The organism is Mycobacterium neglectum (assembly GCF_002591975.1).
GTDB classification, from domain to species: domain Bacteria; phylum Actinomycetota; class Actinomycetes; order Mycobacteriales; family Mycobacteriaceae; genus Mycobacterium; species Mycobacterium neglectum.
In genome coordinates this window covers 20,052-44,778 of record NZ_NVQE01000008.1, presented here as the reverse complement: position 1 = coordinate 44,778, position 24,727 = coordinate 20,052, and the positions used below count along the sequence as shown (strand labels likewise).

26 protein-coding genes are annotated in these 24,727 nt (G+C 65.2%); 15 read left to right on the top strand and 11 right to left on the bottom strand.

Annotated features, from left to right (window positions below; translation table 11 throughout):
* Positions 1-7 precede the first annotated feature (7 nt).
* Positions 8-763 (bottom strand): SDR family NAD(P)-dependent oxidoreductase, encoded by a 756-nt coding sequence (locus CSQ99_RS08920; protein WP_099038710.1) that lies wholly within the window; start codon positions 761-763, stop codon positions 8-10.
* Between the two features lie 63 nt (positions 764-826).
* Here CSQ99_RS08920 and CSQ99_RS08915 point away from each other — a divergent pair, with 63 nt between their 5' ends.
* From CSQ99_RS08915 to CSQ99_RS08895, 5 genes are read left to right on the top strand one after another with little or no spacing between them, the layout of a single operon-like run.
* Positions 827-1,483, top strand: coding sequence for a TetR/AcrR family transcriptional regulator (locus tag CSQ99_RS08915; protein ID WP_099038709.1), 657 nt, complete (start codon positions 827-829; stop codon positions 1,481-1,483).
* On the top strand, positions 1,480-2,484 hold the full coding sequence (locus tag CSQ99_RS08910; RefSeq protein WP_099038708.1) for a zinc-dependent alcohol dehydrogenase: 1,005 nt from the start codon (positions 1,480-1,482) through the stop codon (positions 2,482-2,484). The genes CSQ99_RS08915 and CSQ99_RS08910 overlap by 4 nt, the downstream gene beginning before the upstream one ends.
* Before the next feature lie 13 nt (positions 2,485-2,497).
* A complete protein-coding gene (locus tag CSQ99_RS08905) occupies positions 2,498-3,799 on the top strand; it encodes an acyl-CoA dehydrogenase family protein (RefSeq protein WP_099038707.1) in 1,302 nt (433 codons plus the stop codon).
* 38 nt (positions 3,800-3,837) lie between these two features.
* A complete protein-coding gene (locus CSQ99_RS08900) occupies positions 3,838-4,821 on the top strand; it encodes a phosphotransferase family protein (RefSeq protein WP_245908829.1) in 984 nt (327 codons plus the stop codon).
* A complete protein-coding gene (locus CSQ99_RS08895; protein ID WP_099038705.1) occupies positions 4,818-5,783 on the top strand; it encodes an NADPH:quinone oxidoreductase family protein in 966 nt (321 codons plus the stop codon). The genes CSQ99_RS08900 and CSQ99_RS08895 overlap by 4 nt, the downstream gene beginning before the upstream one ends.
* A 1-nt stretch (position 5,784) precedes the next feature.
* On the opposite strand, the gene CSQ99_RS08890 is transcribed toward CSQ99_RS08895, so the two are convergent.
* The 9 genes from CSQ99_RS08890 to CSQ99_RS08850 all read right to left on the bottom strand — a co-directional run bounded on the left by CSQ99_RS08890 (position 5,785) and on the right by CSQ99_RS08850 (position 14,711).
* Complete coding sequence (locus CSQ99_RS08890; RefSeq protein ID WP_099038704.1) at positions 5,785-6,288, bottom strand: hypothetical protein; 504 nt, start codon at positions 6,286-6,288, stop codon at positions 5,785-5,787.
* A complete protein-coding gene (locus CSQ99_RS08885) occupies positions 6,285-6,911 on the bottom strand; it encodes a TetR/AcrR family transcriptional regulator (protein ID WP_099038703.1) in 627 nt (208 codons plus the stop codon). The genes CSQ99_RS08890 and CSQ99_RS08885 overlap by 4 nt, the downstream gene beginning before the upstream one ends.
* 149 nt (positions 6,912-7,060) lie before the next feature.
* Positions 7,061-8,218, bottom strand: a complete 1,158-nt coding sequence (locus CSQ99_RS08880; RefSeq protein WP_099038702.1) for an acyl-CoA dehydrogenase family protein — start codon at positions 8,216-8,218, stop codon at positions 7,061-7,063.
* A gap of 12 nt (positions 8,219-8,230) precedes the next feature.
* Positions 8,231-9,376: a thiolase family protein gene (locus CSQ99_RS08875; protein ID WP_099038701.1), complete on the bottom strand. Its 1,146-nt coding sequence runs from the start codon at positions 9,374-9,376 to the stop codon at positions 8,231-8,233.
* A 4-nt stretch (positions 9,377-9,380) separates the two neighbouring features.
* Positions 9,381-10,178, bottom strand: coding sequence for an enoyl-CoA hydratase/isomerase family protein (locus CSQ99_RS08870; protein WP_099038700.1), 798 nt, complete (start codon positions 10,176-10,178; stop codon positions 9,381-9,383).
* Entirely contained in the window at positions 10,175-11,389 is a 1,215-nt protein-coding gene (locus CSQ99_RS08865; RefSeq protein ID WP_099038699.1) for a CaiB/BaiF CoA transferase family protein, read from the bottom strand. Before CSQ99_RS08865 ends, CSQ99_RS08870 begins: the two co-directional genes overlap by 4 nt.
* 4 nt (positions 11,390-11,393) lie before the next feature.
* Entirely contained in the window at positions 11,394-12,158 is a 765-nt protein-coding gene (locus tag CSQ99_RS08860; protein WP_099038698.1) for an SDR family NAD(P)-dependent oxidoreductase, read from the bottom strand.
* Positions 12,158-13,324 (bottom strand): acyl-CoA dehydrogenase family protein, encoded by a 1,167-nt coding sequence (locus tag CSQ99_RS08855; protein ID WP_099038697.1) that lies wholly within the window; start codon positions 13,322-13,324, stop codon positions 12,158-12,160. Before CSQ99_RS08855 ends, CSQ99_RS08860 begins: the two co-directional genes overlap by 1 nt.
* Positions 13,325-13,415: 91 nt before the next feature.
* Complete coding sequence (locus tag CSQ99_RS08850) at positions 13,416-14,711, bottom strand: amidohydrolase family protein (protein WP_099038696.1); 1,296 nt, start codon at positions 14,709-14,711, stop codon at positions 13,416-13,418.
* Between the two features lie 271 nt (positions 14,712-14,982).
* Between CSQ99_RS08850 and CSQ99_RS08845 the strand changes: the two genes are divergently transcribed.
* The 10 genes from CSQ99_RS08845 (at position 14,983) to CSQ99_RS08800 (ending at position 23,840) form a co-directional block, all read left to right on the top strand.
* Positions 14,983-15,513, top strand: a complete 531-nt coding sequence (locus CSQ99_RS08845) for a carboxymuconolactone decarboxylase family protein (RefSeq protein WP_099038814.1) — start codon at positions 14,983-14,985, stop codon at positions 15,511-15,513.
* Positions 15,514-15,518: 5 nt separating this feature from the next.
* Positions 15,519-16,853: an aromatic ring-hydroxylating oxygenase subunit alpha gene (locus CSQ99_RS08840; RefSeq protein WP_099038695.1), complete on the top strand. Its 1,335-nt coding sequence runs from the start codon at positions 15,519-15,521 to the stop codon at positions 16,851-16,853.
* Entirely contained in the window at positions 16,846-17,175 is a 330-nt protein-coding gene (locus CSQ99_RS08835; RefSeq protein WP_099038694.1) for a hypothetical protein, read from the top strand. The genes CSQ99_RS08840 and CSQ99_RS08835 overlap by 8 nt, the downstream gene beginning before the upstream one ends.
* 2 nt (positions 17,176-17,177) lie before the next feature.
* Positions 17,178-18,419, top strand: coding sequence for a metal-dependent hydrolase family protein (locus tag CSQ99_RS08830; protein WP_099038693.1), 1,242 nt, complete (start codon positions 17,178-17,180; stop codon positions 18,417-18,419).
* Positions 18,403-18,924, top strand: coding sequence for a nuclear transport factor 2 family protein (locus CSQ99_RS08825; RefSeq protein WP_099038692.1), 522 nt, complete (start codon positions 18,403-18,405; stop codon positions 18,922-18,924). The genes CSQ99_RS08830 and CSQ99_RS08825 overlap by 17 nt, the downstream gene beginning before the upstream one ends.
* Positions 18,921-20,063 carry an acyl-CoA dehydrogenase family protein gene (locus CSQ99_RS08820; RefSeq protein ID WP_099038691.1) on the top strand — a complete coding sequence of 381 codons (1,143 nt, stop codon included), beginning with the start codon at positions 18,921-18,923 and terminating at the stop codon, positions 20,061-20,063. The genes CSQ99_RS08825 and CSQ99_RS08820 overlap by 4 nt, the downstream gene beginning before the upstream one ends.
* A gap of 65 nt (positions 20,064-20,128) precedes the next feature.
* On the top strand, positions 20,129-20,872 hold the full coding sequence (locus CSQ99_RS08815) for an acyl-CoA dehydrogenase family protein (RefSeq protein WP_099038813.1): 744 nt from the start codon (positions 20,129-20,131) through the stop codon (positions 20,870-20,872).
* Positions 20,873-20,969: 97 nt separating this feature from the next.
* Positions 20,970-21,605: a TetR family transcriptional regulator gene (locus CSQ99_RS08810; protein WP_099038690.1), complete on the top strand. Its 636-nt coding sequence runs from the start codon at positions 20,970-20,972 to the stop codon at positions 21,603-21,605.
* 32 nt (positions 21,606-21,637) lie between these two features.
* Positions 21,638-22,669: a quinone oxidoreductase family protein gene (locus tag CSQ99_RS08805; RefSeq protein ID WP_099038689.1), complete on the top strand. Its 1,032-nt coding sequence runs from the start codon at positions 21,638-21,640 to the stop codon at positions 22,667-22,669.
* Positions 22,662-23,840 (top strand): sulfotransferase family protein, encoded by a 1,179-nt coding sequence (locus CSQ99_RS08800; RefSeq protein WP_245908825.1) that lies wholly within the window; start codon positions 22,662-22,664, stop codon positions 23,838-23,840. The genes CSQ99_RS08805 and CSQ99_RS08800 overlap by 8 nt, the downstream gene beginning before the upstream one ends.
* 98 nt (positions 23,841-23,938) lie before the next feature.
* Here CSQ99_RS08800 and CSQ99_RS08795 read toward each other — a convergent pair whose 3' ends face one another.
* Entirely contained in the window at positions 23,939-24,721 is a 783-nt protein-coding gene (locus tag CSQ99_RS08795; RefSeq protein WP_099038687.1) for an enoyl-CoA hydratase, read from the bottom strand.
* Positions 24,722-24,727: the final 6 nt, after the last annotated feature.

The following is a 24,727-nucleotide window of genomic DNA, read 5'->3' as shown; positions in this document are numbered from 1 at the left end:
TGTACCCCTATGCGCCCAGCATGACGAGGCCGCCGTCGACGGCCACCAGTTGTCCGGTCATGAAATGTGACGCCTCACTGCAGAAGAAGACCAACGCCGGCCCCAGGTCGCCCACCGGGTCCCCCAGCGCGCCGCCGAGCGGAATGGTCCTCTTGATCTCGTCGTCGATGAACTTCGCGGCCGCTGGTCCGAGGAACTCGCGCAGCCGGTCGGCCCCGGGGGTCTGCACGGCAGGCGCGAGTGCGATCGCCGACACCTTCTCGGCCGCCCACGCTTTCGCGATCGACCGGGTCCACGCGGACACCGCCCCCTTGGTCGCGGCGTAGACGGCCGAGATAGGACTGCCCATCACGGCCTCACCCGATCCGAAGTTGATGATTCGGCCACCACCGTTGCGGCGCATCACCGCATAGGCCGCCTGGTTGGTGAAGATGGTGGCCTTGATGTTGGTGTCCATGAGGTAGTCGATCTCGTCGCCGGTGATCTGGCCGGGGATGCCCGGCTGCCACATGCCCGCGGCGTGCAGCAGCACATCGAGACCACCCATCTGCCCGACGGCCGCGGCCACCATGTCGTCGACGGCTGCGGCGTCACGCACGTCGCACTGCACCCACGACACACCGTCGACATCGGGCGGGGGCGTCGAGTGATACGTCGCCACCACCCGCGCGCCGGCACCGCTGAGCACTTCGACGGCCGCCGCGCCGATACCCGTCGCACCGCCGGTCACCAGTATTCGTCTGCCGTCCAGGTAACCTGTCACTCCTAGATAGTTAGACAAACGTCAACTATTTTCAAGCCCCAATTTAGCTGTTAGAGTGCGCCTGTGCCCAAGCCAGCCGTGGCAAATAGCGTTGACAGTGGTCAACGTCGTGCCTCTTTTCAGCGAGCGCGGTCGCACGAGACCAAGCGCGCCCTTGTGCAGGCGGCCATGGCACTGTGGCGCACCAACGGCTACGCACACACCACCGTCGCCGACATCTGCCGGGCCGCGGGCGTCTCCCGCGCACTGTTCTACTTCTATTTCCCCGCCAAAGAGGACGTGCTGTTCGAGGTCGGACTGCTATCGACGAGGGCGGCGCAGAAGAAGGTCCGCGCGATGCTCGACACCGACTACCAGGTCGAGAATGTGGTCGCAGCGGCATTGCGCAGCCTCGAGCGGTCGATGGCCCGCAATCCGAGGGACCTGATCGTCGAGACCATCCTCGAGGGGTACCGGCACGAGCACCGGATACTGGCAGCCGCCGAGCGCAGCGACATCGATGCCGACATGTTCGGCGATCTGTTCGCGAAGGCTCAAGCCGACGGCAAACTGGCGGCCCAGGTCGATGTGAAGCATCTGTCGCACCTCGCCGGGATGCACGTCAGCGAGGGTGTACGCCACTGGGCGTCAGGCAGTTTCGGTGGCCGGTCATTCTCCGAAGTGGTGACCGACGACATCGCGGCCCTGATCGCCGGATTCAACCTCAAGGCGCAGCAATGAAGGCGACCGTGATCACCGCACCCGGCGAAACCCGGGTGGTCGACGTGCCGAAACCAACGGCCGGGCCGAACGATGTACTGGTCCGAATGCGGGCGTGCGGAGTCTGCGGATCCGACGGGCTGTATATCTCGATGGGCGGTTTCGGCAAGGGACACATGCCGCTCGGTCACGAGCCTGCGGGTGAGATCGTCGAGATCGGCAGTGCGGTAGATGGTTTGACGATCGGCGACCACGTCGTCATCAACCCGATGGTCGCGCCCGGCGGAATCATCGGCAATGGCGGCCCCAGCGGCGCGCTCGCCGAGTATCTGCTCATCGAGGACGCCGTCCGCGGCAAGAGCCTGGAGGTGGTGCCCGACCACATCCCGTTCGAGGTGGCCGCACTCAACGAACCGATGGCAGTGGCCCGCCACGGTGTCAACCGGTGTGAACCGAAATCGTCGGACACGGTGGTGATCTTCGGTGCGGGCCCGATCGGATTGGGCGCCACCATCGGATTCAAATCCGCGGGTGTCAGCCATGTAGTGGTCGCCGACCTGATTCCCGCGCGACTGGAGAAGGCACTCGCCGTCGGTGCCGACGCCGTGATCAACTCCGCCGACGAGGACGTCGCGGCGCGGCTGGTCGACCTGCACGGTTCCGGCGAATCGATGTTTCCCGGGAAGGCGGGCACCGATATCTATTTCGACGCAGCGGGCGCTCCAGCGGTGATCAATGCGGCGCTCGGTGCAGCCAAGGCCGGTGCGCGGCTTTGCGTCGTCGCGGTGCACAAGGAACCCGTGACAGTCGACTTCCTCAACCTCATGAGCAACGAGATCACCATCGTCGGATCGATCGGCTACCCGGACGAGATCTTCGAAGTCACCACCGACCTCATTGCGAACTGGGAGAAATACGCGCTGATCGTCAGCCACACAATCCCGTTCGCCGAGGTCGACGAGGCGCTGAGGATGGCGTCCACCCCTGGGGCGGCAGACAAAGTCGTTGTCGTTTTCAACTGAGAGGAGCGCGCACATGGCGTGGGATTTCGAAACCGACCCCGAGTACCAGAAGGTGCTGGACTGGGCCGACGAATTCGTCCGCGAAGAGGTCGAGCCACTCGACCTCGCGTTTCCACATCAGCAGTTCGTGCCGCTGGAGGGCAAACGCCGCGATGCGGTCGACCCGCTCAAGGAGGAGGTCCGACGTCGTGGGCTGTGGGCCACCCATATCGGGCCCGAACTCGGCGGGCAGGGTTACGGGCAGCTGAAACTCGCACTTCTCAACGAGATCCTCGGCCGTTCGCAGTGGGCCCCGATCGTGTTCGGCTGTCAGGCCCCCGATACCGGAAATGCCGAGATCATCGCCCACTACGGCACCGATGAGCAGCGTCAGCGTTACCTGATGCCGCTGCTCAACGGTGAACTCTTCTCCTGCTACTCGATGACCGAACCACACGCAGGCGCCGACCCCACCCTGTTCACGACATCGGCGGTGCGCGACGGTGACGATTGGGTGATCAACGGTCAGAAGTTCTTCTCCTCCAACGCCAGCACGGCGTCGTTCCTGATCGTGATGGTGGTGACGAACCCCGAAGTCAGTGCCTACCAGGGCATGTCGATGTTCCTGGTCCCGACCGACACCCCGGGGGTGAAGATCGTCCGCAATATCGGGTTGTACGGCGAGCCCGAGGGCCAGGGCTCGCACGCGCTGATCCATTACGACAACGTCCGGGTGCCCGCCGAGGCACTGCTGGGTGGCGAGGGTCAGGCGTTCGTCATCGCCCAGACCCGTCTCGGCGGCGGACGCATCCACCATGCGATGCGGACCATCGGCATGTCGCAGCGGGCGCTGGACATGATGTGTGAACGCGCGCTGAGTCGCGAGACGCAGGGCAGCCGCCTTTCGGACAAGCAGTTCGTGCAGGGTTACATCGCCGACTCCTATGCGCAGCTGCTGCAGTTCCGTTTGATGGTGCTCTACACCGCGTGGGAGATCGACAAGTACAACGACTACAAGAAGGTCCGCAAGGACATCGCGGCGGTCAAAGTCGCGATGCCGACCGTGCTGCACGATATCGCCTGGCGGGCAATGCAAGTACACGGCGCGCTCGGCGTCACCAACGAGATGCCGTTCCTCGGGATGGTCACCGGCGCCGCAGTGATGGGGCTTGCCGACGGGCCGACCGAGGTGCACAAGATGACTGTGGCCAAGCAGGTGCTGCGGGACTACCAGCCCACTGATGACATGTGGCCCACCGAATGGGAGCCGCGCAAACGTGAAGCGGCGCGGGCGAAGTACGCGGACTATCTCGAGAATGAGGTGGGCAATCTGTGACCGACGAGAATATCGACACCGCTCGGCTCGCCGACTGGATGGACGGCGCGGGGCTGCCGGGTAAGGGTGAACCGCTCGAGGCGAGCTTCCTCTCCGGCGGCACTCAGAACGTCATCTTCCGGGTCAGCCGCGGTGAGAACGTGTGCGTCCTGCGCATGCCTCCCGCGGGAGCCCCGCCCGACAGGGACAAGGGCATCTTGCGGGAGTGGCGGATCATCGAGGCTCTCGACGGCACCGACGTACCGCATACCGCTGCCGTCGGCGTCTGCCCGGAAGCTTCGGTTCTGGGCCGTCCCTTCTATCTGATGGGGTTCGTCGACGGCTGGTCGCCGATGGACCAGCACGGCAAGTGGCCGGACCCGTTTGACGGCGACATGTCGGCCCGTCCGGGACTGTCCTATCAACTGGCTGAAGGCATTGCGCTGTTGTCGAAGGTCGACTGGAAAGCCAAGGGACTGGAAGACCTTGGCCGTCCGGACGGGTTTCACGAACGCCAGGTCGATCGCTGGACCACCTTTTTCGAACGGATCAAGGGCCGCGAAATCGACGGCCTTGACACTGCTACGAAGTGGCTGCGGAACCACCGCCCACTCGACTTCATCCCCGGCCTGATGCACGGCGACTACCAGTTCGCCAACGTCATGTATCGCCATGGCGCCCCGGCGCAGATGGCCGCGATCGTCGACTGGGAGATGGGCACCGTCGGCGATCCGAAGCTGGATCTCGGCTGGATGGTGCAGAGTTGGCCGGAGTCGACCGACGAACCGTCGGCGATGAGTTACGTCGACATGCGCGGGATGCCGTCCCGTGCCGACGTAGTCGAGCACTACGCGAAGGTGTCCGGCCGACAGGTCGACGACCTCGACTACTACCTGGTGCTGGCCAAGTGGAAGCTCGCGATCGTGCTGGAGCAGGGTTTCCAGCGCGCCGGCGACAACGAGAAGCTATTGGCCTACGGACCTGTCATCACATCGCTGATGCAGTCGGCGGCCGATCTCGCCGAGAGCAGCGACTACCGGTGAGAGCAGCGGTCTGCCCGGCGTACGGACCGCCGGATGTGGTCCGCATCGAAGAACACCAGTCCCCGGCCGTCGCGGCGGGGCAGGTCCGCGTTCGCGTCGGCGCCGCCGCGGTGAACTTTCCCGACGTGCTCCTGATCGCAGGCCAGTATCAGATCAGCGTCCCCACACCGTTCGTTCCCGGCAGTGAGTTCGCCGGCATCATCATCGAAATCGGCGAGCAAACAACCGGTTTCGCGGTCGGTGACCGGGTCACCGGCACCGGCATGTATGGAGCGTTCGCCGAGGAGGTCACCGCAGCCGCGGCTACGCTCGCCCGGATACCCGACGGCATCGACGACCACACCGCCGCGGCGTTCGGCGTCGCCCACCGCACGGCGTATCACACACTGCGTTCGGTGGCGCGGGTGCGATCAGGCGATGAGGTGATCGTGCTCGGTGCGGGTGGCGGAGTCGGCCTGGCGGCGGTTCAACTGGCGGTGCAACTCGGCGCATCGGTCACCGCGGTGGCGTCGTCGGCCGAGAAGCTCGACGTGGCAGCGTCCTACGGCGCCCGGCATCTGATCAATCATCGCTCGGCTCCGTTGCGGGATGCGCTGCGCGAGGCCCTCCCCGACGGCGCCGACGCGGTTGTCGATCCGGTCGGCGGCGAGCTGTCCGAACCCGCGCTGCGCTCGCTGCGGCGGGGTGGACGGTTCGCCACGGTGGGCTTCGCCTCGGGCGACATCCCCCGCATCCCACTCAACCTGGTTCTGGTGAAAGGCATTACGGTGCTCGGGTTCCAGTTCCAGGATGTCCCAACCGACGAGTTCACACGCAACGAGGACGAACTACGCAGCCTGCTGGTGAGTGGCAGTGTGCGCCCGCACGTCGGGGCTGTCTATCCGCTTGCTGAGACGGTCGACGCGCTCAAGCACGTCGCCGACGGCCGCGCCATCGGCAAGATCCTGATCGACCTGACCTGATCTAGCTGGCGGGGACCAGGTCGGCGGCGACGGAGGCCATCATCCCGCAGCGGAACGTCTCGCTGGCGGTGACGGAGTTGGCTTCCGGATCGTTGGCCGCCGCGAGCGCGCGAGACTTGAAAGCCCTTGCTGCAGAACTCAAGTGGTGCTGCGCGGAGTCGACGCTGTCATCGAGTTCGGCGGGCAGGCTTTCGCCCCACAGCGTCACCTCGGTGGCACCCTGATCGAGCGCGTTGCGCACATGCTGCAGCACACGGGGGTCGCTATCGAAAAGGTCGGCAGCGACAGCGACGGTCTGCGGGTGGGGCCGGTCTTCCCACTCATCCAGCACCGTCTGCAGATCGAGCGTCTGCGCGCCGAGGATGTACAGCGGACGCAGGTTGTCGGAGTTGCCGACGAGAACGGTGACGTCCCACCCGGCCATCACCCGGTCATAGATCCAGCCGCCCGCGCAGCGCACCGCGTCGAGCACCGTCGGCGCCACGACGTCGAGTCGGTACCTCACGTCGAGCTCCGCGGCGACAAGTCGCGCCCCAGCGACTCCGCGTACCCCTTGAATACCTCGACCAGCGGGATTGTGGGATCGAGTAGCCATAGGGTCTCCATTCCATTGATAAAGGCGAGTATCTCGACGGCCTTGTTGGCCGCGTCGACATCTGGGCGGTACCGGCCGTCGCTCTGGCCTTGTTTGATGAGATCGATGATGATGTTCACCGCTTCGCGGTAGCGGTGATGCAGTCGGTCGTGCAGCGGCGCATCGGGGGCGATGTTCTCGACCAGCAGCACCGTGAAAGTGCCGACCAGTTCGGGTGCTCGGTCGAACCGCTCGGGCACGCGGCCGAGTTCGGTGACCAGGTCGCCGGAGCGGTAATCCGCGTGGATCTCGTCGTCCGCGTCGCGGGCGTCGAGCACGGCGTTGAGCAACTGCTCCTTGGATTCGAAGTGGTGCAACAGTCCGGCCGGCGTCACACCGGCGTCCTTGGCGATCTGCGCCAGCGACGTGTTTCGCCAGCCTTTGCGCGCCAGCAGCCGCTCAGCCACGCCGAGTATGCGCTGCCTGCGATCCTCGCCTTTGGCGAGCAGGCTGTCATAAGGCCTGCGAAGAGCCGAGGACTCCTGGGCTGACACGGGGCTCCTTCGTTGAACCAACCTAGTGAACACACAGTAGGTAGGTTTACTCGCTGTGACAAGGGTCTCAGCGATATTGATCGCGAATTCGGCGCGCCAACCGACCGTCAGCGTGCGTGAACGCGCCGGATTCGCCAGGTCAGAGGCGTCTAGAGGCCGAGCGACTTGGCGATCATCACCTTCATGACCTCGCTGGTCCCGGCGTAGATCCGGGTCACTCGCGCATCGGTGTACAGCCGAGCGATCGGATACTCCATCATGTAGCCGTATCCGCCGAACAGCTGCAGGCAGCGGTCCACGACCCGCTGCTGCATCTCGGTGCAGAACAGCTTCACCCGCGCCGCGTCGGCGGGCAGCAACTCGCCATCGACATGCAGCATGATGGCCCGGTCGAGCATCGCCTGGGCCGCCTCGACCTCCGTCGAGCAGGACGCCAACTCGAACTTCGTGTTCTGGAACGAGGCGACCGGCGTGCCGAACGCCTTGCGGTTCTTGGTGTAGTCAATCGCCGCGGCGATCGCCGACCGCGCCTGCGACACCGATCCGACCGCGACGGTCAGGCGCTCCTGGGGCAGGTTGTGGCCGAGGTAGCCGAACGCCTCACCCTCGTCGCCGAGCATGTTCGCCGCGGGCACTCGCACGTCGACGAAGGACAGCTCGGCGGTGTCCTGCACCTTGCAGCCCATCTTCTCCAGCTCACGGCCGCGGGTGAAGCCGGGCATACCGTCCTCGACCACGAACAGCGTCAGCCCCTTGCGGCGGTTGTCCGGATCTGTCGCGGTGCGGGCCACCACGATCACCAGGTCGGCCTGCATTCCCCCGGTGATGAATGTCTTGGCGCCGTTGATGATCCAGTCCCCGCCCCCTGAACCGTCGCGCACCGCGGTAGTCCGCATTCCCGCCAGGTCCGAACCCGTGCCCGGTTCGGTCATCGCGACTGCGGTCAGCAGTTCGCCCGCCGCCAGCCCCGGGAACCACCGCTTCCGCTGCTCTTCGTTCGCATAGTGCAGGAAGTACGGCAGAATCACCTCGAGTTGGGTGCGCACCGTCGACAGGGTGACCAACGCGCGGGCCGCCTCCTCCTGCATGACGACGAAATAGCGGTAATCCGGTTCACCGCCGCCGCCGTATTCCTCGGGGATAGCCGTACCCAACAGGCCCAGCGATCCCATGTGCTTGAACACGTCGCGAGGCATGCGTCCGCCCTTCTCCCACTCGGGATAGTGCGGAACCACCTCCTTCTCGACGAAATCGCGGGCGAGCTCACGGAAGGCTTCGTGATCTTCGGTGAAAAGGTCTCGGCGCACGCGCTGTCCTTCCTAAGCGATGAGTTCTACAACGGTGGCGTTGGCTGTGCCGCCGCCCTCGCACATGGTCTGCAAACCGAAGCGAATACCGTTGTCGCGCATGTGATTGAGCATGCGGGTCATCAATACCGCACCTGAAGCACCGAGCGGATGGCCGAGCGCGATGGCGCCGCCGAGCGGGTTGAGTTTCGCCTCTTCGGCACCGGTCTCGGCCAGCCAGGCCAGCGGCACCGGGGCGAACGCCTCGTTGACCTCGAACACGCCGACCTCGTCAATTCGGATGCCCGCCTTGTGCAGCACCTTCTCGGTCGCGGGTATCGGGCCGGTCAGCATCAGCACGGGATCCGCCCCGGTGACCGCGCCTGCGCGGTAGCGCGCGATCGGTCGCAGCCCCATCGCGATGGCGTTTTCCGCGGTCATGATCAGCAGCGCGGCGGCGCCGTCGGAGATCTGTGACGAGTTGCCCGCGTGGATAACGCCGTCCTCTTTGAACGCGGGCTTCAGTCCGGCGAGCTTCTCGACGGTGCTCCCGCGCCGCACCCCCTCGTCGGCCACCACGGGCTCGCCGTCGGTGAACACCGGCATGATCTGCATTTCGAACGCGCCGCTGTCCTGCGCGGCGGCGGCCAACTCATGTGAGCGCACCGAGTATTCATCGAGCCGGGTCCGGTCGAATCCCCACTTCTGCGAAATCAACTCCGCGGAGATGCCCTGGTTGAATGAGAAATCGCCATAGCGTTCAAGCACTTTCGGGCCATACGGCATGCCGCTCGCCCTGGCCGATCCGAGCGGCACCCGGCTCATCACCTCGACCCCGCCCGCCACGACGACGTCCTGCTGACCCGACATGACGGCCTGCACGGCGAAATCCAGCGCCTGCTGGCTCGACCCGCATGCTCGGTTGACGGTTGTGCCCGGAATGCTCTCCGGCCAGCCCGCCGCCAGCACCGAATAGCGCCCGATGTTGCTCGACTGGTCGCCGACCTGCGATACGCAGCCCCACACCACGTCGTCGACGATGTCGGGATCGATGCCAGCCCGCTCCACCAGCGCGTTGAGCACGATGGCGGACAGGTCGGCGGCATGCATGTCCGCCAGTCCCCCATTGCGCTTGCCGACGGGGGTGCGCACCGCCTCGACGATCACGGTTTCACGCATCTTGCTACTCCGATCTGGGCGGCACGGCCCATCGACCAGTGAACGCCGCGTCGCGCTTCTGCGCGAACGCCGCGTAGGCCTCCGTTGAGTCTGCTGTGGCGAAGTTGCCCGGTTGCGCGCGGGCCTCGTTCGCCAGCGCTTCGCGCAATGTCACGACGGCGCCGTCGTTGAGCAGGGCCTTGCTCTGCGCCAGCGCGACAGGCGGGCCCGCCGCCAGGCGGCCCGCAAGTTCGGTGACGAACGCATCGATCTCATCGGCCGCCTTGATCCACGTCACCAAACCCAGCGACCGCGCCTCTTCCGCATCGATCATGTCGGCCAGCAGCACTAGCCGCTTGGCCTGCTGCAGACCCACGAGCTTGGGCAACAGCCACGACCCGCCGAGATCGACCGACAAGCCCCGCTTCGAGAAGATCTGGCAGAACCGCGACTCGGGCGTCGCCACCACGAGGTCACAACCGAGGGCGAGGTTCCAGCCCGCGCCGACAGCCACACCGGTCACCTTCGCAACGGTCGGAACGGTGAGTTCGTGCAGTGCGAGCGCCACCTCGGTGAGTCGGCGCAGCTTGTGCCGGGGATGAATGTCCTCGCCCGTGGAGATGTCGGCTCCGGAGCAGAACGCACCGCCCGCCCCGGTGATCACCAGCGCCCGCAACTCAGTGTCTCGCGCGGCGTCGCGCAGGGCGTCGGCCAGCTCCTCCCACAGCTGTGGGTTGATCGCGTTCTTGCGATCGGGCCGATTCAGCGTGAGCGTCCGAACGCCCGCGTCGTCGAAGATGAGCAACATTTGTTCTGAGCTCATGAGTACGTCGGCCCGATCACGCCGTCAGCCCGAAGCCTGCTGAGTTCTTCCGTGGTCAGGCCCAATTCACCGAGGACGGTGTCCGTGTGCTCACCCAACCCCGGCACCGCACCCATCGGCTGTTCGAATCCACTGATCACCGGCGGCGGACGCAATGCCTGGATGTCGCCCGCCGATGTGCCTACCGTGCGCCATCTATCGCGCGCGGTCAATTGAGGATGGACCACCACTTCGCTCGGCAGGTTGTAGCGCGAGTTACCGATGCCCGCGGCATCGGCAGTCTTCTGGATATCCGCGAGATCATGCTGCGCACACCAGGATCCGATGGCGTCGTCCAGGATCTCTCTGTGCTCGCAGCGCCCTGGGTTGGTGGCGAACCGCGGATCGTCGGCCAGGTCCGGCCGATCGATGATCTCCGTGGCGACCCGCTGCCACTCGCGGTCGTTCGTTGTCCCGAGCACCACCGTCTGACCGTCGCGGGTCCGAAACGCGCCGTAGGGCGCCACGGCGGGTGATCCGACGCCAAGGGGCTGCTGGTCGATCCCCGAGTGCTGGGTGTAGGTCAGCGCGTAGCCCATGACGTCGGTCATCACGTCGAACAGGCTCAGCTCGACCGAAGGTGCCACGCCGCCCGCTGAGCGATTTCCCCGCGCGAACAACAGCGCGAGGATCGAGATCGCGGCGTAGAGGCCCGTCGTGAAATCCGCCATCGCGGGCCCAGGCTTGGCGGGCATTCCGGGATAGCCGGTGATGGCACATGACCCCGATTCCGCTTGCACGAGAAGGTCGTACGCGCGCTTGTGGGAAATGGGTCCGCCCGGTCCGTAGCCGTCGATCTCTACGGGAATGACGTTGGGGTGACGTTGCGTGAGGTCGGCGGCGGAGATGCCCATCCTGGCCGTGGATCCCGGTGCAAGGTTGGAGACGAACGCATCGGCCTTGTCGAGCAGCCGGTGCAGCAGTTCCAAGCCCTGCGGCGATTTTGTGTTGAGAGTGACCGACTCCTTGCCCCGGTTGCACCACACGAAGTGGGCGGCGAGGCCCCCCGGACCGTTCACGACGTCGTCGTAGGCGCGGGCGAAGTCGCCGCCGTTGGGGTTCTCCACCTTGATCACGCGCGCCCCGAAATCGGCGAGCACGCGGGTACACATCGGGGCGGCGACAGCCTGCTCCATCGCGACGACGGTCACGCCCGCCAACGGCGCATTCATGTGGCTACATAACCATGCCGCCGTCGACCGGCAGCACCTGCCCGGTGATGTATGACGCCGCGTCGGAAGCCATGAAGACGAATGCGCCTGCGACCTCCTCGGGCCCGGCCCATCGCTTCAGCGGAATCCGGTTCATCATGTTGGCCGCGAACTTCTCGTTGGTGCGGATTGTCTCCGTCATGGGCGTCGCAGCAAGCGGTGCAAGGGCGTTCACCATGATGTTCTTCGAGGCCAGTTCGCGAGCGAGTGATTTCGTGAAGCCGATGAGGCCGGCCTTCGCCGCGGAATAGTTGACTTGACCGAGAGTTCCGGTGAGGCCCGCCGCCGACGTCACGTTGATGATGCGGCCGGTGCCGTCCGTCGGAATGTGCGGCAATGCGGCCTGGGTGCAGTGGAACGTGCCCATGACGTGAATGTCGAACGTCAACCGGAATGTCTCGTCCGTCAGCTTGCCGAACATCGCGGGCGACGTCACACCGGCGTTGTTCACCAGGATGTGCAGCGCTCCCCCGCCGAGCCCCGCGGCTTGCGCGGCCGCCGCGTCCGCGGCGCCTCGATCACTCACGTCCAGCGCGCACGAGTCGGCCTTGCCGCCATTCGCCCGGATGCGTTCCGCCACAGCCGATGCCGCGTCCGCATCGATGTCAGTTACCAGGACCGCGGCGCCCGCGTCAGCCAGTGCCGCCGCCACCGCCGCCCCGATGCCACCGCCCGCGCCCGCGCCGGTAACCAGCGCCGCACGACCGGTCAGGTCGAAATAGTTCGGCATCAGTAGCTCCTTGGCATTCCGAGGACGTGCTCGCCCAGGAAATTCAGGATCATCTCCTGGCTGACGGGCGCGATCTTCATCAGCCGCGACTCACGGAAGTACCGCGACACGTGGTACTCCTCGGAATAGCCCATGCCGCCGTGCAGCTGCAGGGCACGGTCCGCGGCACCGAATCCAGCATCGGCACAAAGGTATTTGGCGGTATTCGCCTCGCGCCCGCAGGGCTTCCCGTTGTCATAGAGCCACGAGGCCTTGCGCAGCACGAGTTCGGCGGCATCCAGGCGCGCCAACGAATCGGCAAGCGGGAACTGCAATCCCTGGTTCATGCCGATCGGACGGTCGAAGACGATGCGCTCATTGCCGTATTTCACGGCCTTCTCCAACGCCACCCGTCCGATGCCCAGCGCCTCCGCCGCGATGAGCATTCGTTCAGGGTTCAGCCCGTCGAGGATGTACTTGAACCCCTTGCCTTCCTCACCGACACGGTCTTTCTCCGAGACGATGAGGTCGTCGATGAAGACCTCGTTGGAGCTCACGGCATTTCGGCCCATCTTCTTGATCGGCCGGATGTCGACGTGGTCGCGATCCAGATCGGTCAGGAAGAGTGTCATCCCGTCGGTCTTCTTGGTGACCTGATCGAACGGCGTGGTGCGGGTGAGAAGAAGAATCTTCTCCGATTCCTGCGCCTTGGAGATCCACACCTTGCGGCCGTTGATGCGGTAGTTGTCACCCTCGCGTTTGGCAAAGGTGGTTATGCGCGAGGTATCCAGTCCCGCACCGGGTTCGGTGACACCGAAGCACACGTGCAGATCACCGTTGACGATGCGCGGCAGCGTCGCGGCCTTGAGTTCGTCGGAGCCATGCTTGACGACGGGCTGCATCCCGAAGATCGTGAGGTGGATGGCGCTGGCGCCGTTCATCGCCGCACCCGATCGAGCGACCTCCTCCAGCAACAGGGTCGCCTCGGTGATGCCAAGCCCGTGCCCGCCGTACTCCTCGGGGATGGTCATACCCAGCCAGCCGCCGGAAGAGATTGCGTCGTAGAACTCCTGCGGGAATTCGTGCGCCAGATCCTTTTTCATCCAGTACTCGTCGTCGAACCTGCTGCACAGCTCCGCGACGGACTTCCGGATGATCTGCTGATCCTCGGTCAGCTCGAAACTCATACCCCCGGCCACGTGTTCTCCTCTATTGCACGGCGATTTCGGCGTGCTGGGTCTCGCTGAGCGTTACCAGGCACGCCGAAATCGCAAAGACTCAGTCCTTGTTGCCGGTCAGTTCCTTGGCGTTCGCCGCGAAGTCGGCGAAGTTGGCGCCCGTCTTCTCCTTCTTCGAAAGCGCCTGGGTGCTGACGTCGTGGCCTTCGGCGGCTTTGCGCAGGGCTCCGACGGTGGCTTGTTCTTTGGTGATGTGGGTGAACGGGTCCCAGTGATACCAGCGCATGGCGTTCTCGTAGGTCATCTTGTTGATCTCGACGTCGGTGACGTTGTGCTCTTTGAGGACCTCGTCGAGTTGCTCGGGGGCACCGGGCCACATCGAGTCAGAGTGCGGGTAGTCGGCTTCCCAGCAGATGTTGTCGATCCCGACGTCGTTGCGCAGCTGCACACCGACATGATCGGAGATGAAACACGTCAGGAAGTGATCGCGGAACACTTCAGAGGGCTTCTGCTTGCCGAAATCCTGACCGGTCCACGTCGAATGCATCTCATAGGTGCGATCAGCACGCTCCAGGAAGTACGGAATCCAGCCGGTGCCACCCTCGGACAGGGCGATCTTCAGATCCGGGTACTCCTTGATCGGCCGGCTCCACAACAGATCCGCGGCGGCCTGCACGATGTTCATCGGCTGCAGGGTGATCATCACGTCCATCGGCGCATCCGGCGCGGTGATCGCCAACCGGCCCGAGGACCCGATGTGCACGTTGAGCACCGTGTCGGTGTCAACCAGGGCATCCCACATCGGCTTCCAGTAATCGAAATCGTGGAAGGACGGATACCCCATCGCCGAGGGGTTCTCGCTGAACGTCAACGAGTGCACGCCGCGTTTGGCGTTGCGCCGGATCTCGGCCGCGCAGGCTTCGGCATCCCAGATCACCGGCAACGTCATCGGAATGAACCGGGCCGGGTAAGCCCCACACCACTCCTCGACATGCCAGTCGTTGTAGGCCTGCACCAGCGCCAAGCTGAACTCTTGGTCCTCGGTGGCGAACAACCGCCCCGCGAACCCGGGAAACGACGGAAAACACATCGAACCCAAAATGCCGCCGGCGTTCATGTCCTTGACCCGCTCATCGACCTTGTAACAGCCCGGCCGGATCTCGTCGAGCCCCTGCGGCTCCAGGCCGTACTCCTCCTTGGGCCGGCCGGCCACCGCATTCAATGCCACGTTCGGGATCACAATGTCGCGGAACTGCCAGGTATCGCTGCCATCGGGGTTGTGCACCAACCGCGGCGCCTCATCCAGATACTTCTTCTGCAGATGATTTTTGAACATGTCGGGCGGCTCGACGATGTGATCATCAACGCTGATCAGGATCATGTCTTCTTTATTCACGCCTGTTCCCTCTCATCGAAGTCATGTGCGATACGACACTGACACCACACTAGTTACCCAGTGGTGTTCTCTATCTAAGGAAACTAGCTTCTCTTGCGACGAGAATCAATGTCCGGAAACGCCCGCATGGCCTTCTTGCAGCAGCGTTGGGCCCAAGTGACAGCCCACTGACCGGCACATCTATCGATCGGGATTGACCATCCAAAGGAAAGGTGGAAATCTATTGGCGAAATATGAGAACCTGATTCTCGTGAACGAGAGGAAGCGCCCGGTGCGTGTGCCCCCGCTCCCCGCGGACCAGTGGGATGACGCCGTCGACCACGCGTTGTCCGGCATGCTGCCCCCGGAGCGGCGCAACCCGGAGGCGGCGGGCAATCTGCTCGCGACGCTCGTCCGCCACCCCAAGCTGACCAGGTCCTTCCTTCGCTTCAACAACCATCTGATGTTCAGCTCGCCGCTGCCCGACCGGTTGCGCGAGCTCGCGGTCCTGCGCGTCGCGCATCGGCGCAACTGCGAGTACGAATGGCGCCACCACGTCCGCATGGGCGGCGAGGCCGGCCTCAGCGATGAGCTCATCGACGGCATCCAGCGCGGCGAAGCCGTCGACGAACTCGACCGCGCCGTCCTTGCCGCCGTTGACGAACTCGAAGACCAGTCAGAGGTCTCCGCCGCGACATGGGCGACGCTCTCGGAGCACCTCGACGAGCGCCAACGGATGGATCTCGTCTTCACGATCGGCTGCTATGGCGCACTCGCCATGGCCATCAACACTTTTGGCGTCGAACCCGACGAGGAGAGGTAACCACCGTGGCGTTTTTCAAGAAGCCGGATGTAGGCAGCTGGACCGAGAACTGGCCGGAACTGGGGACCGCTCCGGTCGACTACACCGACTCGATCGACCCCGAGCACTGGAAGCTTGAACAGCAGGCCATCTTCCGCAAGACCTGGCTACACCTCGGGCGCGTCGAACAGCTGCCCAGGACGGGCAGTTACTTCACCCGCGAGATGCCCTCTGTCGGCCCCGGCACGTCCATCATCGTCAACAAGGACAAGGACGGCACCATTCGCGCCTTCTACAACATGTGCCGCCACCGCGGTAACAAGCTGGTATGGAACGACTATCCGGGCGAAGAGGTCTCGGGCACCTGCCGTCAGTTCGTCTGCAAGTACCACGCCTGGCGCTACGACCTCAAAGGTGACCTCACGTTCATCCAGCAGGAGGGCGAGTTCTTCGACGTCGACAAGGCGGACTACCCGCTGAAGTCGGTGCGCTGCGAGGTCTGGGAAGGTTTCATCTTCGTCAACTTCGACGACGACGCCGAGCCGCTGGTGGACTACCTCGGCGAGTTCGGGGAGGGCCTGAAGGGATACCCGTTCCACGAGATGACCGAGCACTACAGCTACCGCTCGGAGGTCAAAGCCAATTGGAAACTGTTCATCGACGCGTTCACCGAGTTCTACCATGCGCCGATCCTGCACATGAAACAGGCGGAGAAGGAGGAGGCCGAGAAGCTGGCCAAGTTCGGCTTCGAAGCACTGGCCTACGACATCAAGGGCGATCATTCGATGGTGTCGTCGTGGGGCGGCATGTCCCCGCCGAAGGACATCAACATGGTCAAGCCCATCGAGCAGATCCTGCACAGCGGTCTGTTCGGGCCGTGGGACCGACCGGACATCGACGGGATCCTGCCCGACGAGTTGCCACCCGCCATCAACCCGGGTCGGCACAAGACCTGGGGGACAGACTCTTTTGAGTTCTTCCCGAACTGGACGCTGCTGTTCTGGGCGCCGGGCTGGTACCTGACGTACAACTACTGGCCGACCAGCGTCGACTCGCACATCTTCGAGGCCGACCTGTACTTCGTGCCGCCGAAGAACCTGCGCGAACGGCTCTCTCAGGAGCTGGCTGCGGTGACGTTCAAGGAGTACGCGTTCCAAGACGCGAACACTCTGGAGGCGACGCAGACGCAGATCGGCACCCGCGCCGTCACCGAGTTCCCGCTGTGCGACCAGGAAATCCTGCTACGCCACCTGCACATGACCGCCCATCAGTACGTGGACCGCTACAAGGCCGCCCTCGCCAACGGCAACGGAACGAACGGCAAGCACGCCGCCAGCGAGAAGGAGTCAGCGAATGTCTAAGCTGCCCGAGGAATTCGCCGATCTCGAACGGTTCAGCGACTGGTGCCTGCCCACCGAGGAGGAGCGCTACCAGAAGCGCCTCAACTCGACGATGGACGAAATGCAGGAGCTCTACGACGCCGGGATGAAGCGGCTCGAGGACATCATGGTCTACGTCGATGCCCGGTTCCCGCTCGCGGGTATGCCGGACGACGCCAAGGCGTTGGTCCATCTGGGACAGTCAATCGTGATGGTGAGCTTCCCGATCGAGGTGTGGAAACAGCCGCGCGTACTCGACAGCGGTGCGGCCTACATCAAGCTGATCAAGGAGCCGGTGGTCTAGGCGTGGCCTCTCCCACGACACTGACCGTCAAAGCCGCGGGTTATGTCGACGTCGACGCCGGCGAGATCGTCCGGCCCGCAGTCGTTCACGTCGCCGACGGCGTGATCGTCGGCATTGGTGGCGATGCGCCGGAGGGTTCGACCGTCATCGATCTCGGTGATGCGATCCTGCTCCCCGGCCTGATGGACATGGAGGTCAACCTGTTCATGGGTGGGCGCGGCGAGACGCCGGGCCTGTCCCAGGTCCAGGATGACCCGCCCACCAGGACGATTCGGTCGATCGGCAACGCCCGTCGCACACTGCGCGCTGGCTTCACGACCGTCCGCAACCTCGGCCTGTTCGTCAAGACCGGCGGCTATCTCCTGGACGTCGCACTGTCGCGCGCCATCGAAGCGGGCCTGGTCGACGGACCACGAGTCGTTCCCGCCGGCCACGCGATCACGCCGACGGGTGGGCACCTTGACCCGACGATGTTCGCCGCGTTCATGCCGGGGGCATTGGAGCTGACGATCGAAGAGGGCATCGCCAACGGCGTCGACGAGATCCGCAAAGCGGTGCGCTATCAGATCAAGCACGGCGCACAGCTGATCAAGGTCTGCGTTTCTGGCGGCGTGATGTCGATGACCGGAGAGGCCGGCGCGCAGCACTATTCGGACGAGGAACTGCGGGCGATCGTCGATGAGGCCCACCGGCGCGGCCTGCGGGTAGCGGCGCACACCCACGGTGCGGAAGCGGTCAAGCACGCCGTGGCATGCGGCATCGACTGCATCGAGCACGGCTTCCTGATGGACGACGAGGCGATCCAGATGCTGGTCGACAACGACCGATGGCTGGTGACCACCCGCCGATTGGCCGAGGCGATGGACGTGTCGAAGGCGCCAAAGGAGCTGCAGGACAAGGCCGCCGAGATGTTCCCCAAGGCTCGTACGTCGATCAAGGCGGCATACGAGGCCGGCGTTAAGATCGCCGTCGGTTCCGATGCTCCGGCGATCCCCCACGGCCGTAACGCCGATGAACTCGTCACCCTCGTCGACTGGGGCATGCCGCCCGCGGCAGTGCTGCGAGCGGCCACTGTGGTCGCCGCCGATCTGATCAACAAGCCGGACCTCGGCCGCATCGCCGAGGGGTGCCTCGCGGACATCATTGCCGTCCCAGGAGATCCGCTGGCCGATATCGGCGTTACACGAGACGTATTCTTTGTAATGAAGGGCGGTAAGGTCTACCGACATGACCAATCGAATTGAGGATCTGGTCGAGATCCAGCAGACGCTCGCGAAGTACGCGGTCACGATCACCCAGGGCGACATCGACGGGCTGATCTCGGTGTTCACCCCCGACGGCACGTACAGCGCATTCGGCTCCACCTACACGTTGGCGCGCTTCCCCGAACTCGTCGACGCGGCTCCCAAGGGTCTGTTCATGACGGGCACCGCACTGATAGACCTCGACGGTGAGGATCCGGACAAAGCCACGGGGACGCAGCCGTTGTGCTTCATCGAGCACTCCAAACACGATATGCGCATCGGTTACTACAACGACACCTACGTGCGCACCGATGACGGCTGGCGGCTGAAGACCCGCGCGATGACGTTCATCCGGCGCAGCGGAGAGCACGATTCCGGCCGCCCGCACGCGATCGGTCGGCCGGAGGCCGATGTCGCCGCCGGGGCGGCTCCGGAGGCCGATGTCGCCGCCGGGGCGACTCCGGAGGCCGATGTCGCCGCCGGGGCGACTCCGGAGGCCGAATGACCAGCGACCTGACGACCGGCACCGAATTCGAAACCGTCGCCGAGTTCCGGTCGCAGTTGGTCTCCTGGCTGGACGGCCATGACCTGACCCCGCCGCCCGGCGACCACTCACTCGACGCCCGGCACGCGCAGCACGCCCGTGTGCTCAAGGAGCTCTACGAGGCGGGCTGGATGCGCTGGGGCTGGCCCGAATCCGCAGGCGGACTCGGCGGTCCGATGATCCTGCGTGCGATCGTCGGCGAGGAGGTGGTCGGCCGTCGCCTCGATGACCCCGGACCGTACTCGATGCTCGAAGTGCTGACCCCGACGTTGATCGACTACGCGCGACCCGAGCTCGCCGCCGAGATGGTGCCCCGGCTGCTGTCAGGACAAGAGACCTGGTGCCAGGGCTTCTCCGAGCCAGGCTCGGGCAGTGACCTGGCATCGCTGACCACGCGCGCCGAGCAGCGTGGCTCCAATACTGGGGACTGGGTGATCAACGGACAGAAGGTGTGGACCAGCTTCGCGCAGTACGCGAAGCGGTGCGTCCTGCTCACCCGGACGGGTGAGGGGCATTCGGGGATCACCGCCTTCTTCGTCGACATGGACAGCCCGGGCGTGGACGTCCGCCCGCTGCGCACGATGCACGGCGTCGACGAGTTCTGCGAGGTCTACTTCGACGACGTGGTGGTGCCTGCCGATCGCATGCTCGGAAACCCCGGCGACGGCTGGCAACTCGCGATGGACCTGCTGCCGTATGAGCGCTCGACGTGTTTCTGGCAGCGCATCGCCTACCTGTACTCACGGTTCGACGCGCTGGTCGGTCGGGTCAAGCACCTCGGCCAGGCAGCGGATTCGGACCTGGGCGAAACGTATCTGGCGCTGCACACTTTGCGCTGCCGGTCCCGGGCCACCCAGCTCCGGCTGGCCGACGGCAACAAGCTCGGACCGGATACGTCGATCGACAAGGTCTTGTTGGCAGGCGCCGAACAGCGGCTCTACAACTCCGCGCACGATCTGCTGCCGGGTGTCATCGAGCTCGACGACACCGAATGGCGCACCGAATACCTGTATTCCCGGGCGGCCACCATCTACGGCGGTACCGCCGAGGTGCAACGCAACATCATCGCCCGCCGCCTGCTCGACCTCGGGAAGGAGTGAGCGTGCCTGGACAAGAGTGGGACACCGAATCTCTCGAATTGCTCGAGGACGGTCTGCGCAAGACGATGCTGTGCACCTCCGGCGCCGAACTGGATGCCGCACTGGCCGAGCTGGGCTGGGCCGAGATGCTGTCCGACATGTCCGAGGTCGCGATACCGCTCGTGTTTCGACTGCTGGGCGAAACGGGCTCGCACGCTTCGGTTCTCAACGACGTCGTGCTGCTGGCCTCCAGCCCTGACGAAGGCTCGCACCCCGCCCTGCCGTATGCAGGCGGCGGATGGGTGGTGTGGGACTACGCCGACGCCGACGAAAGCTCGGCCCTTGGCGGCCTGCCACTGCGCCGGGTGGAAGAAGGTGGGCATCCGCGACTCCCCGACGCTCGCCGGGCCGTCGGCTGGTGGTTGGTGGGTTCCGCTCGGGCCATGCTGTCCCTGGCCCGTCAGCATGCGCTGGACCGAGTCCAGTTCGGCAAACCGATCGCATCCTTCCAGGCGATCCGGCATCGGCTGGCGGAGACGCTGGTAGCGATCGAAGGCGCAGAAGCGACCCTTAGCCTGCCCGGCGACGACAATCCCGACCTGACCGCGCTGCTGGCCAAGGCGGCCGCGGGCAAGGCCGCACTCACCGCGGCCAAGCATTGTCAGCAGGTGCTGGCCGGCATCGGCTTCACCGCCGAGCACGATCTGCACCACCACATCGAACGCGCCCTCGTCCTCGACGGGTTGCTGGGTAGCTCAAGGGAACTCACGCGCAGGGCCGGTGCGGGTCTGCGGGCGCGTGGCTCGGTCCCCCGCCTCGCGCACCTCTAGCCCCTCTTCGCGACCGACCGTGTCTGCACGTCGGCACGCCGCATGAGGCGTGCATTTTGCGGTCGCTCGCGCAACCTGCGGGCCTAGACTTCACGGCGTGCCACCCGACGCGTCGAAGACCAGGGCAGGACTGCTGGACGCCGCAGCCCGCGCCTTTGCTCGCGACGGAGTGTTCAACGCGTCCCTCATCGACATCACTCGCCAAGCTGGACAGCGCAACCGGGCGGCGTTGACCTATCACTTCGGTTCACGCGACGGTGTGCTGTGCGCGGTAATCGATCGGCATGCGGCGTTCCTCGCACAACGTGAAGGTGAGCTGCTCGAGGTGGCGAGGCACCAGAAGGCGCTCGAACCCGTCATCGAGGCCCTGGTCCGACCGGCGGCCGAACTCGCGGAAAGCAATTGGCGCGGACGGTGCTGCCTGCTGATCATCGCCGAGTTGACCGGCGAGGATCGCGCGCAGTACAGCGCGGAGTTGCAGGACGTGCTGGCCAGCACCGGGGGCAATGAGGTATTCGCGCTATTGACCGAGCGCACCGGACAGCTGGCCGATGAACTTCGCACCGAACGGTTTTCGCTGATGGTGATGTTCATCCTGCGGGCGATCGCGGACCGTGCGCGGCTACTGGAGCGACGCACGCGGCACGGTCGGCCGCAGCTCGAGCACGAGCCGTTCGTCGCGAACCTGGTCGCGATGGCCGCCGCCGCCATGGCCGCGCCCGCGCCTCGTTGACATAAGCACCCCTGCTTACTAACCTGACCGCTGTGAAGGCAGTGCGCGTCGTCAAGCACGGCGACCCAGCAGAAGCGCTCGAGGTCTCCGATGTTCCGATCCCCGAACCCGGCCCTGGAGAAGTCCGTATCGCGGTGTCGGCGGCCTCGGTCAATTTCGGTGACATCGCCCGGTGCCGCGGCACGGTGGCCAGCGTCATGGGGCAGATCCCATTCACCCTCGGCATGGACGTGTGCGGCGTGGTCGACGCCGCAGGCGAGGGTGCCGACGAATGGGTTGGCCGACGGGTCGTCGCGATGACCAACCAGTCGCTCGGCGGCATGGCCGAGTTCGCGCTGGCGCCGGTGACCGGAACCTTCGACGCACCACCTGATCTCGACGATGTCTCCGCCGCAGCCTTCACGCTGCCCTTCCACGTCGGTTACCTGGCGCTGCATCGACGCGCGAAGCTGCTGGCGGGTGAGACCCTGCTCGTCGTCGGCGGCGCGAGCGCGGTCGGCACGGCGGTCATACAGCTCGGCGTCGCCGCAGGTGCCGACGTCATCGCCGTCGCCGGCGGCGCGGAAAAGGGGCGGCTGTGCGAGGAACTCGGCGCCTCCTTCATCGACCACACCGGCGCCGACCTCTTCGACGAGGTGATCGCACGCACCGACAAGCGAGGCGCCGACGTCGCCGTCGACCTGGTCGGTGGTGAGCGCACTGAGACCGTGTGGACATGCATGGCGCGCGAAGGTCGCTATCTACCGGTCGGTTTCAACGACGATCCCCAGTCTGGTCTCACCGGCCGCCCGCTGCGCAAGGTGTCGATGGGCAACATCTCGGTCCTCGGCGTCATCCTCGGCTACGGTGAGCTTCCCGTCGATTTCCGCCGTTTCGGGCTCAACATGTTCCCCGCCGAGGTCGGTCGAGAGGTGCACGCGGCACTGCTGGAACTCGTCGCCGCCCAGTCGATTCGGCCTGTGGTCGGCCGCACGATCGCCATGGAACAGGTCGCCGCGGCGCTCGACGACCATGAGCAGCGGCGCACCACAGGCCGCACGGTCGTGTTGGTCGCCGGTGACTAGCACACAAGCGCCGGGGCTGACGCCGGACGCAGTGATGTCGGCCGCGGTCGAAGCCGCCGGATCCGACGACTTCGGTCCACACGACTTCGTCGAAGGTCTCACGGTGCTCTGCGCATCGGTCGGCGAGCAGGCCAAGCTCAACGACATCGGCCGGTTCGCGTTGGAGCAGAACATCATCGGCGGTCTGGCGAACCGGTTGCGCATCCACGACTGGCTCAACCGACATCCCGCGATTCGAGACGAACCGATTGACGCACCCCTGGTGGTGATCGGCCTGTTCCGAGCGGGCACGACGTTCCTCAGTCAACTGCTCGACCAGGATCCGGCCAACCGCGCGCTGCTGCGGTGGGAGGCCGGCGACAGCGTGCCACCGCCGTCGCCAGAGACCTACCGCGCGGGCCCGCGGGTGGAGGCCGCCAACGAGGCCATCGACATGCTGGAGTCGCTGAACCCGCGGATGAGGGTCGTTCATCACGAGGACGCCGATGGTCCAACCGAGTGCATCACCCTGCTCGGCCAGGATTTCAAGAGCCTGACCTGGGAGGCGATGGCGAATGTGCCCGACTACAGCCAGTGGCTGCTCGCCGCAGACTACGCGTCGGCCTACGCCTACCACCGACGGGTGCTGCAGGTCCTGCAAAGCGGCGGACGCCGCGGCGTCTGGACGTTGAAGAGCCCCAATCACGCGATAGCGCTGCCCGCGCTGGACGCGGAGTACCCCGATGCGAAACTGATTCTGCTGCATCGCGATCCAGCCGTGCTCTGCGCCTCGGCATGCAGCCTGATCTCGACGCTCACCGGTACATTCAGCGACGCCGACCACATCGCATACATCGCCGAGCACTGGACCGGGCTGCTGGCCACCTCGATCGACCGGATCGAAGCGTTCCGGCGCGCGCATCCCGAGCGCGAGATCGTCGACGTCCACTACGCCGACCTCGTCGGCGATCCGATCGGTACCGTCGAGAAGATCTACGCCGCATGTGGACGTGATCTCGACGAGGGAGGCCGCGCAGCCATCGCCGAATGTGTGACGGCAAACCCGAAGGGACGGTTCGGCACCCACGGCTATCGACTCGAGGATTACGGGCTGGAGGCCGGTGAGATCAGGGAGCGGTTCGCGGAATACATCGCTCGATACGACGTCTCCCCCGAGGCCGGCCGCGCCTGAGACGTCTAGGCCTGCGCCGACTGTGCGGTTTCATCCGTGACGCGCCGGGGCGACCGTATGGAACCGCACAGTCGCAACCACGCTTTGTCCGGCCTCGCCTACTGGATGTTGGCCTTCATCTCGTCGAGGTTCACCAGCACCGGCCAACCGCCCACACTCAGTGCGTTGCCGTGGCCGGTCTGGTGGATGTCGAACACCGACTGGATGGCGGCGTAGAAGCCCTGGACGTCCAGGGTCTGGTTGACGGCCCGTTTGGCTTGGCGCAGAGCGAAAGTCGGCATCTTGGCGATCTGCTCGGCCAGCGCCCTGGTCTCGGAATCGAGCTGGTCGCGCGGCACCACCTTGTTCACCATTCCGGTGCTGGCCACTTCATCGGCCGTCATCGCACGACCCGTGAAGAGGATCTCCTTGGCTTTGCGGGGACCCAGTTCCCATGTGTGGCCGTGGTATTCGACGCCACCGATCCCCATCAGCACCACTGGGTCGGAGAACAGCGCGTCGTCCGCGGCCAGGATGAGGTCGCAGGGCCAGCACAGCAGCAGGCCGCCTGAGATGCACCGGCCCTGAACCGCGGCAATCGAGGGCTTGGGCACGTTGCGCCACCGCAACGTGTACTCGAGGTAGCGCCGGTGTTCATGCTCGATGATGAACTCCAGCGTGATCTTGTCCGGGACCGGTCCGCCCCCGCGCAGATCATGGCCGGCGGAGAAGTGTTTTCCGTTGGCGCGCAGGATGATCACCGCGACGTCGTGGTCCTCGGCGGCGCGGGTCCACGCGGCGTCCAACTCGTCGAGGAACTCGATGTTCTGGGCGTTGGCGGCCTCGGGCCGATTCAGCGTGATGGTGGCGATCTTGTCGCCGACCTCGTAGTCGATGTACACGTCAGT